Source organism: Rhizobium sp. Root274 (genome assembly GCF_001429245.1).
GTDB lineage: Bacteria > Pseudomonadota > Alphaproteobacteria > Rhizobiales > Rhizobiaceae > Allorhizobium.
On sequence record NZ_LMJE01000009.1, the window covers coordinates 259,200 to 274,330 of the forward strand.

At 61.0% G+C, this 15,131-nt stretch carries 12 protein-coding genes; 8 read left to right on the plus strand and 4 right to left on the minus strand.

Annotated elements, in window-relative coordinates:
• Window positions 1–2 precede the first annotated feature (2 nt).
• From trpD to gltA, 3 genes are all read right to left on the minus strand, one after another.
• Window positions 3–1,025, minus strand: a complete 1,023-nt coding sequence (gene trpD, locus ASE36_RS18975; RefSeq protein ID WP_062283644.1) for an anthranilate phosphoribosyltransferase — start codon at window positions 1,023–1,025, stop codon at window positions 3–5.
• Window positions 1,026–1,050: 25 nt separating this feature from the next.
• Window positions 1,051–2,940, minus strand: coding sequence for a peptidylprolyl isomerase (locus ASE36_RS18980; protein ID WP_062283648.1), 1,890 nt, complete (start codon window positions 2,938–2,940; stop codon window positions 1,051–1,053).
• A 296-nt stretch (window positions 2,941–3,236) separates the two neighbouring features.
• Window positions 3,237–4,526, minus strand: coding sequence for a citrate synthase (gene gltA, locus ASE36_RS18985; protein WP_062283650.1), 1,290 nt, complete (start codon window positions 4,524–4,526; stop codon window positions 3,237–3,239).
• A 492-nt stretch (window positions 4,527–5,018) separates the two neighbouring features.
• Between gltA and ASE36_RS18990 the strand changes: the two genes are divergently transcribed.
• Window positions 5,019–7,322 (plus strand): ComEC/Rec2 family competence protein, encoded by a 2,304-nt coding sequence (locus tag ASE36_RS18990; protein WP_244474801.1) that lies wholly within the window; start codon window positions 5,019–5,021, stop codon window positions 7,320–7,322.
• Here the strand turns inward: ASE36_RS18990 and lexA are convergent.
• Window positions 7,316–8,029 carry a transcriptional repressor LexA gene (lexA, locus tag ASE36_RS18995; RefSeq protein ID WP_062283656.1) on the minus strand — a complete coding sequence of 238 codons (714 nt, stop codon included), beginning with the start codon at window positions 8,027–8,029 and terminating at the stop codon, window positions 7,316–7,318. The two genes, ASE36_RS18990 and lexA, sit on opposite strands and share 7 nt — an antisense overlap.
• A gap of 218 nt (window positions 8,030–8,247) precedes the next feature.
• Here lexA and ASE36_RS19000 point away from each other — a divergent pair, with 218 nt between their 5' ends.
• The 7 genes from ASE36_RS19000 (at window position 8,248) to ASE36_RS19030 (ending at window position 15,118) form a co-directional block, all read left to right on the plus strand.
• Window positions 8,248–8,790 carry a DUF1003 domain-containing protein gene (locus tag ASE36_RS19000; protein WP_062283659.1) on the plus strand — a complete coding sequence of 181 codons (543 nt, stop codon included), beginning with the start codon at window positions 8,248–8,250 and terminating at the stop codon, window positions 8,788–8,790.
• Window positions 8,791–8,816: 26 nt separating this feature from the next.
• Window positions 8,817–9,710, plus strand: coding sequence for a VOC family protein (locus tag ASE36_RS19005; RefSeq protein ID WP_062283663.1), 894 nt, complete (start codon window positions 8,817–8,819; stop codon window positions 9,708–9,710).
• Window positions 9,707–10,555, plus strand: a complete 849-nt coding sequence (gene kdsA / locus ASE36_RS19010) for a 3-deoxy-8-phosphooctulonate synthase (protein ID WP_062283666.1) — start codon at window positions 9,707–9,709, stop codon at window positions 10,553–10,555. The genes ASE36_RS19005 and kdsA overlap by 4 nt, the downstream gene beginning before the upstream one ends.
• Window positions 10,556–10,767: 212 nt before the next feature.
• A complete protein-coding gene (gene eno, locus ASE36_RS19015) occupies window positions 10,768–12,042 on the plus strand; it encodes a phosphopyruvate hydratase (protein ID WP_062283669.1) in 1,275 nt (424 codons plus the stop codon).
• A gap of 141 nt (window positions 12,043–12,183) precedes the next feature.
• Complete coding sequence (locus tag ASE36_RS19020; RefSeq protein ID WP_062283918.1) at window positions 12,184–12,501, plus strand: FtsB family cell division protein; 318 nt, start codon at window positions 12,184–12,186, stop codon at window positions 12,499–12,501.
• 148 nt (window positions 12,502–12,649) lie between these two features.
• A complete protein-coding gene (pdhA, locus tag ASE36_RS19025; RefSeq protein ID WP_062283672.1) occupies window positions 12,650–13,696 on the plus strand; it encodes a pyruvate dehydrogenase (acetyl-transferring) E1 component subunit alpha in 1,047 nt (348 codons plus the stop codon).
• 15 nt (window positions 13,697–13,711) lie between these two features.
• Window positions 13,712–15,118 carry a pyruvate dehydrogenase complex E1 component subunit beta gene (locus tag ASE36_RS19030; RefSeq protein WP_062283675.1) on the plus strand — a complete coding sequence of 469 codons (1,407 nt, stop codon included), beginning with the start codon at window positions 13,712–13,714 and terminating at the stop codon, window positions 15,116–15,118.
• Window positions 15,119–15,131 lie beyond the last annotated feature (13 nt).

A 15,131-nucleotide genomic window follows, 5' to 3' on the forward strand; every position in this document is an offset into this window, starting at 1 on the left:
GCTTAGTCCTGAGTGGCGGAATTGGAAATGGCGATCAGCTTCTCCAGCGCCCGGGCAGCACTGCCGCTGTCCAGCGACTGGCTGGCGAGGTGCATGCCTTCGGTCACATCCTTCGCCTTGCCGGCAACGATCAAAGAGGCTGCGGCATTGCAGAGCGCCACATCCCGATAGGCCGTCTTCGCGCCGCCGAGCACGTCGCGGAGAGCCGCAGCATTCACGGCGCCATCTCCGCCGCGAATGGCATCAAGCGTTACAGTTTCGACGCCGAAATCCGACGGCGTCAGTTCGAAGGTCGAGATCTCACCATCTTTCAGCGCAGCGACCAGGGACGGCCCCGTATTCGTCAGCTCATCAAGGCCGTTCCCGTGCACGACCCAGGCGCTTGTCAGACCGAGATCGCGAAGAGCCTCCGCGCCCGGCACCAGCCATTCGGGCGAATAGACCCCGAAGAGCTGTTTCTTGACGCGCGCAGGGCTCGAAAGCGGGCCAACAATGTTGAAGATCGTCCGGGCACCAAGTTCGACACGTGCCGAACCGACATGGCGCATGGCCGGATGGTGCAACTGAGCGAACATGAAGCCGATCCCGGCCTCGCGTATGCAGCGGGAAATGGTCTGGGGATCGATATCGAGCTTCACCCCGAGCTGGGACAGCGCATCGGCCGTACCGGATTTGGAGCTCAGCGCCCGGTTGCCGTGCTTGGCAACCGGCACCCCGGCACCGGCCACGATGATCGCGGCAAGCGTCGAGATGTTATAGGTATTGGTTCCGTCGCCGCCGGTCCCGACAATGTCGATGGCATCCTCGGGCGCGTCGACCACGACCATCTTCTGGCGCATGATCGAAACGGCTCCGGCGATTTCGTCGACGGTTTCGCCACGCACGCGCAGGCCCATCAGGAAGCCGCCAACCTGTGCCATGCTGGCTTCGCCGGACATCAGGATCTCGAACGCATCGCTGGCCTCCTGACGGGTCAGAGGCTGGCGGCTCGCGATCTTCGCGATGAAGGGTTTCAACCCGGACATGGACGTGCTCCCCCTGACGTCGGCGTTAGCGAACGATGGCCTGCTGGGCCAGCGCCTGATTGAACGTCACGCCGTATTGCGCCTGCAACTGGCTGACCATCTGGTCGAGGATGTCGTCGCCGGCCGCATTGGCCATCGAGACGATCTGCTCGTCCTCGTTGCTCAGTACGCCGCCGGCTGCCTGATCGCGGACTGCGGTAACGCTCAGCAGGATCTGGGTTGCCGGGTCGCCGCCCGATGCGGTCGTGACCGTTCCTTCGGGACCGCTAAAGGCGGCGGTTATGGCTGCGGCACCAAGGACTGCATCTTCCATACGGCGGCTGATGCCGGCCTTGCTTTCGACGGCAAGGCCGAGTTCGCTTGCGATGTCTTCCAGCTTGCCGCCATCAGCGACGCGCTTGCGCAGGCTCTCAGCCTTGGCGCCCAATGCAATCCGCTGCTGCTCTGCCGTCCAGTCAGCAACAGCCTTTTCACGCACTTCCGCCAGTTCACGATCGCGTTCCGCCTTGATGTCCGTCACGTCGAACCAGATGTAACCGTTATTGCCGAGATTGACGGGAAGCGCTTCGACGCCGATGTCGGTGCGGAAAACCTCGGCCAGCAGCGCGTCACGCTCCGGAATGCCCGCCACTTCGGTTTCGCGCATGTCGAGCCCGCGGCGGTCGATATCGGTCACCATCGCACTCTTCAGCTTCAGCTGGTCGGCGGCTTCCTTGAGCGACGAGCCGCCGGCGCGCAGATCTTCGAACTGGTCGTGAACGGTCGTGATGTCGGCGACGGCGGCCGATTCGGCAAGCGCCTCCCTAATCTCTTCCCGGACTTCGTCCAGGCTCCGGGTGCGGCCTTCCTTGATGTTGGTGATGCGCAGAATGACCGGGCCAAGCGCGCCTTCGACCACCGGCGTCGTGCCGCCCTCAGCCGTAACTGCAAAGGCCGCATCCGCCAGTGTGACATCCGGGAGCCGGTCCTTGGAGAAGTCGCCGAGCAGAACATCGCTCGCAGTCTTGCCCTGGTCGGTCACCAGCTGATCGAAACTCGTCCCCTTGGCGAGTTCCGCAGCGGCAGCGTCAGCCAGCTCGCGGGTTTCGAACGAAAGCTGCTCGATAGTGCGCGTGCCGGCGATCTCGTAAGTCGCCTTGCGACGCTCGTAATCGGCCTTGATCTGGTCTTCGGTGACGGCAGACTTGTCCGCGATATCGGCCGGTTCCAGTTTCACATAGGTGAAGCTGCGGAACTCAGGCGCCCGGTAACGCGACTTCGTCGTATCGAACCAGGCCTGCAGCGTTGCATCGTCTGGCGCCTTGATCGGATCGATATTGGCATTGGTCAGCAGCAGGTAATTGATGTCGCGGTTTTCGTAGCGATAGTCCTTGATCGCATCGACCAGCACCTTCGGCGCGACGAAACCGTCAGCCGTCGCATCGACGATCTGGCTGCGGATGGCGACCTTTGAACGTTCGTTGATGTAGTCGTTCTCGCGCAGCCCCGAATTGCGCAAACGAGACGTAAACAGTGCCCGGTCGAAATTGCCGGCCGAGTTCTTGAACGCCGGGTCATCGGCAATCAACTGCGCCAGACGATCCTGCGAAAGGCCGAGATTCATGTCAACGGCGAGCTGGTCGAGAGCAGCCCCTGCCGCGAGCTGGGAGAATACCTGGGATTCGACCCCGAAGGCTTTGGCCTGCTCGGTGGTCAGCTGGGTCCCGAAGCGCCTGCTGAGATCGGCCACCTGACGCTGATAGGCGAACGCGAAGTCCTGCGTCGAGACCGTCTGATCGCCCACGGCCACCACCGTATCGGAATTGCTGGTGAACAGCGAAGCCGAAACGCCCCACACGCCGAACGACGCCACCAGAAGCAGCAGCAGGATCTTGGCGAACAGGGTTTGGGAAACTTTTCTCAAAATGACGAGCATCGGGACGCATGAACCTCTTGACTGATCTTCGCCTCGGGCGAAGCGGGTGGACTTCCTTAAATCAAAGATCGATGGAATTGAAGGCGTATCGGGCCGAAAAGAGGCGCGAAGCGCTTTCGCCCCCGATGGCACGGCAAAGTGATGAAGAGCACATGCCCGAAGAGCGAGATTTCAGGCATTCTGGCGGAGGCAGGGAGGCGATCCTCCGCGATGGACCGGCCGCGTCCACCTAAAACCGCGCACAAAAAAAGGCCGGCGGTGTGCCGGCCCTTGATGTGTCAGGAGACGCTCTTCGATCAGCGATCGGTGATCGGCTTGTAGTCGCGCTTCGGGGCGCCGGTGTAGAGCTGGCGCGGCCGGCCGATGCGCTGCTGCGGATCTTCGATCATTTCGTTCCACTGCGCGATCCAGCCGACGGTGCGGGCCAGCGCGAAAAGAACGGTGAACATGGTCGTCGGGAAGCCGAGCGCGCGCAACGTGATACCCGAATAGAAGTCGACATTCGGATAGAGCTTCTTCTCGATGAAGTAGGGGTCGTTGAGCGCGATCTTTTCGAGCTCGAGTGCCACCTTCATGAGCGGGTCGTCGCCGTGGCCGGTCGCTTCGAGGACCTCGTACATGGTCTTCTGCATGATCTTGGCGCGCGGATCGTAGTTCTTGTAGACCCGGTGACCGAAGCCCATCAGGCGGAACGGGTCGTTCTTGTCCTTGGCCTTGGCGATGTATTCGGGAATGCGGTCGACCGAGCCGATTTCCATCAGCATGTTGAGCGCTGCTTCGTTAGCACCACCATGGGCGGGGCCCCAGAGGCAGGCGATGCCAGCCGCGATGCAGGCGAACGGGTTGGCGCCCGAGGAGCCGGCAAGACGGACAGTCGATGTCGAGGCGTTCTGCTCGTGATCGGCATGCAGAATGAAGATGCGGTCCATGGCGCGGGCCAGAACCGGGTTCACCTTGTACTCTTCGCACGGCACGGCAAAGCACATGCGCAGGAAGTTCGACGCGTAATCGAGATCGTTCTTCGGATACACGAAGGGCTGGCCGACATGGTACTTGTAGGCCATCGCAGCGATCGTCGGCATCTTTGCGATCATCCGCAGCGACGCGACCATGCGCTGATGCGGATCCGTGATGTCGGTGGAGTCGTGATAGAAAGCGGAGAGCGCGCCGACCGTACCAACCATGACGGCCATCGGATGGGCGTCGCGGCGGTAGCCGGAGAAGAACTTGCTCATTTGCTCGTGCACCATGGTGTGGTGCGTGACGCGGTAGTCGAAGTCCTTCTTCTGTGCCGGCGTCGGCAGTTCGCCGTAAAGCAGCAGGTAGCAGACTTCCAGGAAGTCGCCCTTGTCGGCGAGTTGTTCGATCGGATAGCCGCGATGCAGCAGAATGCCTTCGTCGCCGTCGATATAGGTGATCTTGGACTCGCAGGACGCGGTGGAGGTGAAGCCCGGGTCATAGGTAAAGGCGCCGGTGTGCTTGTAAAGGGCAGCGATGTCGACAACGTCAGGGCCGATCGTGCCGCCCTTGACGCTCAATTCGACCGTCTTGTCCCCGAGTTTCAAAGAAGCGCTTTTGTCCGTCATGCTAATCCTCCGGAATTGGCGGGAAGGCGTCTCCAAAAAGCCGCCATCGGTGAAGCGTGTTGATGTAGCTATATGATACGGAAGTTAATGCCAAGCTATCCAAAGGGCAAATTGTGCGTTGCGAAAACAGCGACGATCGAACCGAACGGTTCTAATCGATTCAATGCAAGCAGGTCGGCTCCTGCGTCGCGAATTCACACGCTTTGATTGTCTCCCGCGAATGGATTACTGTCGTCTTCGACGGCGTTTGTCGCCGCCTCTGCGGGGTTGGGCCACGTGGTGGATCTGCTGGAAGGCAAGCTTGATCTGAAAGGGGAGGCGTCACCGATTCCTGCCTCTGGTCAAGCGTGGCCAGACCTGTGGCATGCCCGCCAAACCTTGCCGCCCTCGACCCGACCGACGGGTGGAACGCTCGCGCGAGCGGTTGACCAGATCAGCCGATTGCCAGGCGCGACGGCAAAGGCTGTCTCCCGCGAAATCGAGCAAGGGCATGTGTTCCTTTTCGTACCTGTCTGTCTCGGACTCGGCGCCGTCTTCTGGTTCAGCCTGCCGGTTCCGCCCGCAGCGTCGGTGCTCATCGTCCTGTCATCGATAGCCTTGCTGGCAGTTGTGATGAGCCTGGCAGGAACCGTGCGTCGCTTTGTCTCTGTGGCCGGCTTACTGGTTCTCGCCGGCATGGCTCTCGCAGCGACTGAAACATGGCGCGCCTCCACCACCATCCTCGACAGTCCTGTCCTGGCCAAGGTAACAGGCGTGGTGGAGCGCCGCGAGGCGGGAGCAAGCGGAGAGTGGCGCTACGTCGTCAGACTTCTCCAGACAGAGGACCCGATCCTCAGGCGTCCGCCGGAGCGGGTTTCGTTGCTGGCCCGTAGCCGGCACCAGCCCTTGAAGATCGGAGACGCCTTGACCGGTCGGGCGCGGCTTTCTCCGCCATCGGGCCCTGCCTTGCCGGGCCTGAACGACTTCGCCTTTCAAAGCTACTTTGCCGGCATCGGCGCGGTCGGATTTTTCATAGGTGCGCCTCAGCCGGCAGTGGCCGCATCTCTCACCGACGGCGGCTTCTGGATGAGGCTCGACCAGGCGCTATTCTCACTGCGGGATCGGATTTCCGATCGTATTCACGCAGTCTTGCCCGGCGATACGGGGGCATTTGCCGCCTCGATCATCACGGGCGAGCGTCGGTCGATGTCGAAGGAAGCGACAGACGCCTTGCGATTGTCGGGGCTGGCGCACATCACCGCGATATCCGGCCTGAATATGGCGCTCGCCGCCGGGATCTTCTTCGTCGGGTTGCGCGGCTTGCTCTGCCTGATGCCCACGGTGGCGCAACGCTATCCGATCAAGAAAGTCGCTGCCGCTGGTGCCTTGCTTGCGGCGACCGCTTACGTCCTCATTTCCGGCTATCAGGTGTCCGCGCTTCGGGCTTACCTGATGACAGCAGTCATGCTGATGGCCGTTCTCATCGACCGGCCGGCGATCAGCCTACGCAATCTCGCCGTGGCAGCGACCCTGATCCTCATTGCACAGCCATCGGCGGTGATGGGGCCGAGTTTCCAGATGTCCTTTGCCGCGACGGCGGCACTGATCGCCGGCTATTCCGGCTGGAGAGCCCGGCCACGCTCGATCTGGCCCGCTCCGAAGTCTCCTGTTGCCAAACTTGCCAGCTTCATCGTCAAGTTCATCGGGGGCACGTTAGCGACCTCGCTGATCGGCGGGCTCTCGACGGCGATCTTCGCCGTTACCCATTTTCACCGCCTGTCGACCCATGGTCTCGAAGCCAATCTTGCGGCCATGCCGCTAATCTCGGTCGTCGTTATGCCGGCAGGCTTCATTGCCATGCTGCTCATGCCGTTCGGCATTGATGCGCCGTTCTTCTGGATCATGGGCCTGGGGTTGGATCTGGTCCTCGTGGTAGCCCATACGGTCGCCGGCTGGGGGGACGGGGTGCTTGTCGCGCGACAGCCTGACTGGTTTCCAATCCTGATCGTGATCGCGCTCCTGCTCATGACGCTGCTCCATACCTGGCTGCGCCACGCCGGCACTCTGCTGCTGGCGATCACACTCGCCGCTGCAACTGTCCGCCCGCCTGACACGCCCGCGGATCTCTTCATCAGCGAAGACGGCCGTCTGGTCGGCTTCTGGCCGAAGGGAAAGGGGGAGGGCGAGGTGACAGTCCTCGCCACAAACCGAAGCCGACCGCCGGCATTTCTCTTTGATCAATGGCAACCGGCGCTCGCTCTCACCCGCAACCAGCCGCCAATCCAGTTGAAATCGCCCGTCTTGCCGCCACCGGCAGACTGGAAAAACGGCAAGAGCTGGGATCAGCAGACAAGCCAGCAGGCCCGGCAAACTCTCACGGAACTGATAGGAGCAGCAAAGTCTGACGCCTTTACCTGTATCCGTGGCGCCTGTGCCACCATGATATCCGGCAGCTGGAAGGTGGTGACCCTTGATCGCGCCGATCTCGCAGGTTTTGCCTGCGACCTCGCCGACATTGTGATCCTTGCGGCCCGCAGCCGCATGAAAGGCTGCCGCTCGGGCGCGCGTTTCATCAGCGAAACGACACTGCGAAGCTCCGGCGCCATGGAACTCCGACTCGGAGAACCCGGCGAGAACCAGATCAATGTCACCGCCGCCTTCGCCGGACAGCCTCGCCCCTGGACCATGCACCGACTATACGACTGGCGAACGGGTGTGACGGAGAGCCAGCACGAAACAGAAATCCCCGCACCGCCGCAAGCCCTCGAACTGAAGGCCGTGGAGCCGTCAAGCGACGGCCATCTCCACTTTCAGTGATAACGGCGGATCAGGCCCACCAGTTTGCCCTGGATCTTGACACGGTCCGGCGGGAAGATGCGCGTTTCATAGGCCGGATTGGCGGCCTCAAGTGCGATCGAGGCGCCACGCCGGCGAAAGCGCTTGAGCGTGGCTTCTTCGTCGTCGACGAGTGCCACGATGATGTCGCCGGGATTGGCATTCGAGGCATTGCGGATGATCACCGTATCGCCGTCGAGGATGCCGGCATCGATCATCGAATCGCCCTTGACCTCCAGCGCGTAATGCTCGCCCGAGCCGATCATCTCGGCTGGCACGGTGATATCATGGGTATTGTTCTGGATCGCCGAGATCGGCACACCGGCTGCAATGCGACCCATCACCGGAACGCTCACTGAAGAGGTCTGCTCTGCTGGCGGCGTGCGGGCAGGGGGCGGCGGCGGTGCTTTGCCCAGGCTGCCTTCGATGACGCTCGGTGCAAAGCCACGGCGTGGCTGCAGGCTCGGTGTATAGGCTTCCGGCAGCTTGATGACTTCGAGCGCGCGCGCTCTGTTGGGCAGGCGGCGGATGAAGCCTCGCTCCTCAAGGGCGGTGATCAGGCGATGGATGCCCGACTTCGAAGCGAGATCGAGCGCATCCTTCATCTCGTCGAACGAAGGCGGCACGCCCGACTCTTTCATCCGCTCGTGAATGAAGAGAAGCAGTTCCTGTTGCTTGCGCGTCAGCATAGGTAGAGCCCCAATTGGTGAAACAAATCCAGAACAGACACTATATGTTCCATTTGTGTTCCGCAAGTGGATAAATTTCCGTGAACAACCCACGCGAAAATGCGATAGCCCTCTTCGTCCGTGTCGTGAGAAAGCCATGAAGCGCGTTGTCCATGTGTTTGCCTTCCAACGGGCGCTACGCTTTCGATCCCCCGAGAAGAACCAGTGAGACGTTCAACATGCTGAAAGATTTGGAAAAGACCTTGCTCGGCAAGCAGGTTGATGAACTTTCGTCGGCAGAGAAAAAGGTTCTGAAGAAAGCGCGGGAGCGACGCACGGTCTCGACCAATGCCGGCGAGGATTTCCTGGCCGGTTCGAGCTTCGGTCAGCGTCTGGCGGATGGGATTGCCCGCGTCGGCGGCTCCTGGAGCTTCATCATCGGGTTCATGCTCTTTTTGGTCGCTTGGGTTGTCCTCAATACGGTGATTCTGTCGACTCGCCCTATTGACGCCTATCCTTTCATCTTCCTGAACCTCATCCTCTCGATGATAGCGGCCATACAGGCACCGATCATCATGATGAGCCAGAACCGCCAGGCCGAACGGGACCGTTTCATGGCGGCGAAGGACTACGAGATCAATCTCAAGGCGGAGATCGAGGTTCTGGCGCTGCATCACAAGATCGACGAGCAGGTGCTGAAGGAGCTGCGTGAGACGCGGGCCGAGATCGACGCACTCCGGCAGTCGATCGAGGCCCTTACAAAACAGTCTGACCAGCCTTAACTGCATGTGAGAAGAGAGCGTCATTCATGTCCCATGTCTCCCAATCTCCCCGTGCCGTTGATCATCTCGTGCTGCCGGTCGCCGATCTCGACACCGCCCGCGAGCGCCTGACCCGACTCGGCTTTACCGTGGCTGCAGATGCCACGCACCCTTTTGGCACCCGGAATGCCTGTGTCTTTTTCGCTGACGACACCTATCTGGAGCCGCTGGCCGTCGGAAGCCGTGAGGATTGCCTGGAGGCTGCTCGCACCGGCAACGTGTTCGTCGCCCGCCATCTGGCCTATCAGTTTCGTCGCGGCGAAGGCCAGTCGGCCATCGTCGTGAAAACGTCAGATGCCGGAGCGGACCATGCCCGTTTCGTTGCAGAAGGTCTGTCCGGCGGTGAGATGTTGGGGTTTTCGCGCCAGTTCCGCTTCCCGGATGGGCGCGCGGCGGAAGCGGCGTTCAAGCTGGCCTTCGCCGCAGATCTGAGGTCGCCGGATTTCTTCGCCTTTTCCTGTGAGCGCGTAAACCCTCTGCCCGTAGATCGCGGGACATTGCAGGTCCACGCCAATGCCGCAATCGGCCTCACTCGCATCGTGCTCTCTGAACACAACCCCAGCGACTTCCAGTATCTTCTGGAAGCGGTACTCGATCAGCGCGACATCACCGCCCATTCTTTCGGCCTGTCGATGAAAACAGCCAATGCCACGGTGGACGTCCTCACGCCTGAAGGGTTGTCTGCCCATTATGGGCTTGCGGCTCCGCAAGCGGAGCGCGGCATGCTGGGGGCTGCGGTCGTGCTCGGGAGCCGTGATCTCGGCGTGACAGCACGTTGCCTCGCTGCTAATGGCATCGCATATCAAACCATCGGCGCCCGACTGATCGTGGCGCCGCAGCCAGGGCAGGGCGTCGCCTACGCCTTTGAGGAGTCGAAATGACCGTTTCTACCAATTCGGAAGTCATCGTCGGTGAAGGCCAGGGCAAGGCCGTGTTCTCGCAGAAGGGCCGTTTCGCGCTCATCGCCGGCCCTTGCCAGATGGAAAGCCGCGACCACGCCTTCATGATTGCCGGTCGCCTTGTCAAACTCTGCCGCGAACTGGGTCTCGGGCTGGTCTACAAGTCCTCCTTCGACAAGGCGAACCGCACTTCGCTCTCGGCCGAACGTGGCATCGGGCTGGAAAAGGCGATGGAGGTCTTTGCCGATATCAAGAAGGAATACGGCATTCCGGTCCTGACAGACATCCATACCGAGGAACAGTGCGCAGCCGTCGCCCCGACCGTCGACGTGTTGCAGATCCCGGCCTTCCTCTGCCGGCAGACCGATCTTCTGGTCGCCGCGGCCAGGACTGGGCGCGTGGTCAATGTCAAGAAGGGCCAGTTCCTCGCCCCTTGGGACATGAAAAACGTGCTGAACAAGCTGAACGCCAGCGGCAATCCGAACGTCCTTCTCTGCGAACGGGGCGCCTCCTTCGGTTACAACACGCTCGTCTCCGATATGCGTTCGCTGCCGATCATGGCGGCCATGGGCGCGCCTGTCGTCTTTGACGCCACCCATTCGGTGCAGCAGCCGGGCGGGCAGGGTGGCTCCTCGGGCGGTCAGCGCGAATTCGTCGAGACGCTCGCCCGTGCAGCCGTCGCTGTCGGTGTTGGCGGCCTCTTCATCGAGACTCATCAGGACCCGGACAATGCGCCCTCGGACGGTCCAAACATGGTCCAGATCGACAACATGCGCCCCTTGCTCGAAAAACTGATAGCCTTCGACACCATCGCAAAGGCCGTCTAACCGGGTTTGCCGGCGCTTCAATCGGTTGAACGCGACGAAGTGCCGGCGACCCTTGTTTAAATCGATTAGATTTCCTTTACGACGCGCCCGATCCGTCATTGTATTTTCCCGATCATCGGATAAGAGAGGATGACTCACAGGCGGGTCCAGAGGCTTCATGCCCGGTGACCGCCTTTCGAGCCTTGTCCAATTTCCGTCACCAGGGAGCGAACATGACCGCCATCACCGACATCATCGGCCGCGAGATTCTCGATAGCCGCGGCAACCCGACCGTCGAGGTCGACGTCTATCTCGAAGACGGCAGTTTTGGCCGCGCGGCTGTTCCCTCGGGCGCCTCGACAGGAGCGCATGAAGCCGTCGAACTGCGCGATGGCGGCTCGCGCTATCTCGGCAAGGGTGTCGAAAAGGCTGTCGAAGCCGTGAACGGTGAAATCTACGATGCGATCGGTGGTCACGAAGCGGAAAACCAGATCCAGATCGATAACCTGATGATCCAGCTGGACGGCACGCCGAACAAAGCCCGCCTCGGCGCCAACGCGATCCTCGGCGTCTCGCTCGCTGTCGCCAAGGCTGCGGCCCAGTCGGCAGGCCTGCCGCTCTACCGTTACGTCGGCGGTCCGAACGCCCATGTTCTGCCCGTCCCGATGATGAACATCATCAATGGCGGCGCTCATGCCGACAACCCGATCGACTTCCAGGAATTCATGATCGTGCCGGTCGGCGCCGAAACCATCCGCGACGCCGTTCGCATGGGCTCGGAAGTCTTCCACACGCTGAAGAAGCAGCTCGCCGCCGACGGCCACAACACCAATGTCGGCGACGAAGGTGGCTTTGCGCCGGGTCTCGCTTCCGCTCCGGCCGCCCTCGACTTCATCATGAAGTCGATCGAGAAGGCTGGCTACCGTCCGGGCGAAGACATGCATATCGCCCTCGATTGCGCCTCGACCGAATTCTTCAAGGACGGCAAATACGTTCTCGAAGGCGAAGGCCGCACGCTTGAGCCGGAAGCCATGGCCGAATACCTTGCCGAGCTTGCTGGTAAGTACCCGATCTTCTCGATCGAAGACGGCATGGCGGAAGACGACTGGGACGGCTGGAAGTCGCTGACCGACAAGATCGGCAAGAAGATCCAGCTGGTTGGTGACGATCTCTTCGTCACCAACTCCGCCCGTCTGCGCGACGGCATCAAGATGGGTGTGGCCAACTCCATCCTCGTCAAGGTCAACCAGATCGGTTCTCTGTCGGAAACCCTTGATGCCGTCTCGACCGCACACCGCGCCGCGTATACGGCCGTGATGTCGCACCGCTCGGGCGAAACGGAAGACTCGACGATTGCCGATCTCGCGGTTGCCACCAACTGCGGTCAGATCAAGACCGGCTCGCTCGCCCGTTCCGACCGCACCGCGAAGTACAACCAGCTTATCCGCATCGAGGAAGAGCTTGGGCCCCAGGCGGTCTATGCAGGGACCTCCATCCTGCGCGGCTGATCGCGACGGACCGGACAAAAGATCAGCCCGCGTCGGACCTCCGACGCGGGCTTTTTCATGCACGGCAATCGCGGTCAACGATCGGTTAAGACATAGTCGCTAGTTTGACGGAAAGTCATGCGTTTCAAGGCAGTTGTCGGTATGTGGACCAGGCATCACAAGAAGAAGAAATATGGTCGTTTTGCCCTTCCTGCCATTACCATCGCGTTCCTCTCCTATTTCGGCTATCATTCGATCCATGGCGACTACGGCCTGAAGGCCGGTCAGCAATTCGATCGCCTGCAGGCGGCCCGAAGCGCTGAACTCGACAAGCTGGTCAAGCAGCGTACACAGCTCGAAAAGGAAGTGAGCCTCCTAAGCGATGGCTCGCTGGACGAAGATATCATCGACGAAAAGGCGCGCTATCAGCTCAACATGTCGCGTCCGGATGAAATCGTCATCTTCAACACCTATTTCTGATAAACCGAGATCTGGTTAATTCTGATTTTTGCTTTGGAATCATATTCTTGGCATGAATATGACCTATGCATTTCTGGCATTGCGGATGCCGACTTTCTTCCCTATTCTAGCTTCAACAATAGACCACCATAACCCACGGGAGGGATGAATGGCGCTGCGCAAACCCGCGACTGCGACCGGTCGGAAGCTTTCGGCCAAGCCTGCCAAAAAAGAACTCGCCACCGGTATCGTCGCCGAATTCGACAAGGCGCAGGAGCTCGCATCCTATCGCGAGATGCTGCTGATCCGTCGCTTCGAGGAGAAGGCCGGCCAGCTCTACGGCATGGGCTTCATCGGCGGTTTCTGTCACCTTTACATCGGTCAGGAAGCAGTCGTCGTCGGCATGCAGATGGCGCTGAAGGAGGGTGATCAGGTCATCACTGGCTATCGCGATCACGGCCACATGCTGGCCTGCGGCATGAGTGCCCGCGGTGTCATGGCGGAACTGACCGGGCGTCGGGGCGGCTTGTCCAAGGGCAAGGGCGGCTCCATGCACATGTTCTCCAAGGAAAAGAATTTCTACGGCGGTCATGGCATCGTCGGCGCCCAGGTGTCGCTCGGCACGGGTCTCGCCTTCGCCAACAAGTATCGCGGCAATGACAATGTCTCGCTCGCCTATTTCGGCGACGGTGCTGCCAACCAGGGCCAGGTTTACGAGAGCTTCAACATGGCTCGCCTGTGGAACCTGCCGGTGATCTACATCATCGAGAACAATCGTTATGCCATGGGCACATCCGTTTCGCGCGCTTCGGCCCAGACCGATTTCTCCCAGCGCGGCGTGTCCTTCAATATCCCGGGCATCCAGGTCGATGGCATGGACGTGCGCGCGGTGAAGGCGGCAGCCGACCAAGCGGTTGAACATTGCCGCGCCGGCAAGGGCCCGGTTATCCTTGAGATGCAGACCTACCGTTATCGTGGTCACTCCATGTCGGACCCGGCCAAGTATCGTTCGAAGGACGAAGTGCAGAAGATGCGCTCCGAGCATGATCCGATCGAACAGGTGCGTGCGCGTCTGTTCGAAAAGGGCTGGGCGACCGAGGACGAGCTGAAGGCAATCGACAAGGATGTTCGCGACATCGTCGCTGACTCGGCCGATTTCGCCCAGGCCGATCCGGAGCCGGATGCATCCGAGCTCTACACCGACATCCTGCTGTAATCGGGGAGGGAACCCATGCCGATCGAAATCCTCATGCCCGCCCTGTCTCCGACCATGGAAGAGGGTACCCTCTCCAAGTGGGTCAAGCAGGAAGGTGACACCGTTAAGTCCGGCGATGTGATCGCTGAAATCGAAACCGACAAGGCGACGATGGAAGTCGAAGCCGTGGACGAAGGCGTGCTCGGCAAGATCCTGATTGCCGCCGGTACCGAAAACGTCAAGGTGAACACGGCAATCGCCGTATTGCTTCAGGATGGCGAAAGCGCCGATGCGGCCGTCGCGCCGAAGAAGGATGCCGACACACCGGCTGCGACCGCTGACGCCACCGGCGGCAAGGCACGCGAAGCCGCGGAAGAGCCGTCCTCCAAGGCCGACAACACCGTCCCGGCAGCGCCGAAGGTCGATGTGGCTGCCGATCCGGATATTCCGGCCGGCACTGAAATGGTGACGATGACGGTGCGTGAAGCCCTGCGCGAAGCCATGGCCGAAGAAATGCGCGCCAACCCTGACGTCTTCATCATGGGTGAAGAAGTCGCCGAGTATCAGGGCGCCTACAAGATCACGCAGGGCTTGCTGGCCGAATTCGGCCCACGCCGCGTCGTCGACACCCCGATCACCGAACACGGCTTTGCCGGCGTTGGCGTCGGTGCTGCCATGGCAGGGCTTCGTCCGATCATCGAGTTCATGACCTTCAACTTCGCCATGCAGGCGATCGACCAGATCATCAACTCGGCCGCCAAGACGCTCTATATGTCCGGCGGCCAGATGGGTGCCCCGATCGTCTTCCGTGGCCCGAACGGGGCTGCTGCCCGCGTCGCCGCCCAGCACAGCCAGGATTACGCCGCCTGGTACAGCCAGATCCCGGGCCTCAAGGTCGTCATGCCCTATACGGCCGCCGACGCCAAGGGTCTGCTCAAGGCCGCGATCCGCGATCCGAACCCGATCATCTTCCTCGAAAACGAGATCCTCTACGGCCAGTCCTTCGAGGTTCCGAAGCTCGACGATTTCGTCCTGCCGATCGGCAAGGCACGCATCCACAAGACCGGCAAGGACGTCACGATCGTCTCCTGGGGCATCGGCATGACCTATTCGGTCAAGGCTGTTGCAGAACTGGAGAAGGAAGGCATCGACGTCGAACTGATCGACCTGCGCACCATCCGTCCGATGGATCTGCCGACAGTCATCGAATCGGTCAAGAAGACCGGCCGTCTGGTCACCGTCGAGGAAGGCTATCCGCAGTCGTCCGTCGGCACGGAAATCGCCACCCGCGTCATGCAGCAGGCCTTCGATTATCTCGATGCGCCGATCCTCACGATCGCCGGCAAGGACGTTCCGATGCCTTACGCGGCAAACCTCGAAAAGCTCGCTCTGCCGAATGTCGGCGAAGTGGTCCAGGCGGTGAAGACCGTCTGCTACAAGTAAGGGGAGGGTAGGT

Excerpts from the sequence above, each read along its gene's own strand:
- trpD (WP_062283644.1), bottom strand. The coding sequence starts at position 1,025 with ATGTCCGGGTTGAAACCCTTCATCGCGAAGATCGCGAGCCGCCAGCCT.
- ASE36_RS18980 (WP_062283648.1), bottom strand. The coding sequence starts at position 2,940 with ATGCTCGTCATTTTGAGAAAAGTTTCCCAAACCCTGTTCGCCAAGATC.
- gltA (WP_062283650.1), bottom strand. The coding sequence starts at position 4,526 with ATGACGGACAAAAGCGCTTCTTTGAAACTCGGGGACAAGACGGTCGAA.
- lexA (WP_062283656.1), bottom strand. The coding sequence starts at position 8,029 with ATGCTGACGCGCAAGCAACAGGAACTGCTTCTCTTCATTCACGAGCGG.
- ASE36_RS19000 (WP_062283659.1), top strand. The coding sequence starts at position 8,248 with ATGCTGAAAGATTTGGAAAAGACCTTGCTCGGCAAGCAGGTTGATGAA.
- ASE36_RS19005 (WP_062283663.1), top strand. The coding sequence starts at position 8,817 with ATGTCCCATGTCTCCCAATCTCCCCGTGCCGTTGATCATCTCGTGCTG.
- kdsA (WP_062283666.1), top strand. The coding sequence starts at position 9,707 with ATGACCGTTTCTACCAATTCGGAAGTCATCGTCGGTGAAGGCCAGGGC.
- eno (WP_062283669.1), top strand. The coding sequence starts at position 10,768 with ATGACCGCCATCACCGACATCATCGGCCGCGAGATTCTCGATAGCCGC.
- ASE36_RS19020 (WP_062283918.1), top strand. The coding sequence starts at position 12,184 with ATGTGGACCAGGCATCACAAGAAGAAGAAATATGGTCGTTTTGCCCTT.
- pdhA (WP_062283672.1), top strand. The coding sequence starts at position 12,650 with ATGGCGCTGCGCAAACCCGCGACTGCGACCGGTCGGAAGCTTTCGGCC.
- ASE36_RS19030 (WP_062283675.1), top strand. The coding sequence starts at position 13,712 with ATGCCGATCGAAATCCTCATGCCCGCCCTGTCTCCGACCATGGAAGAG.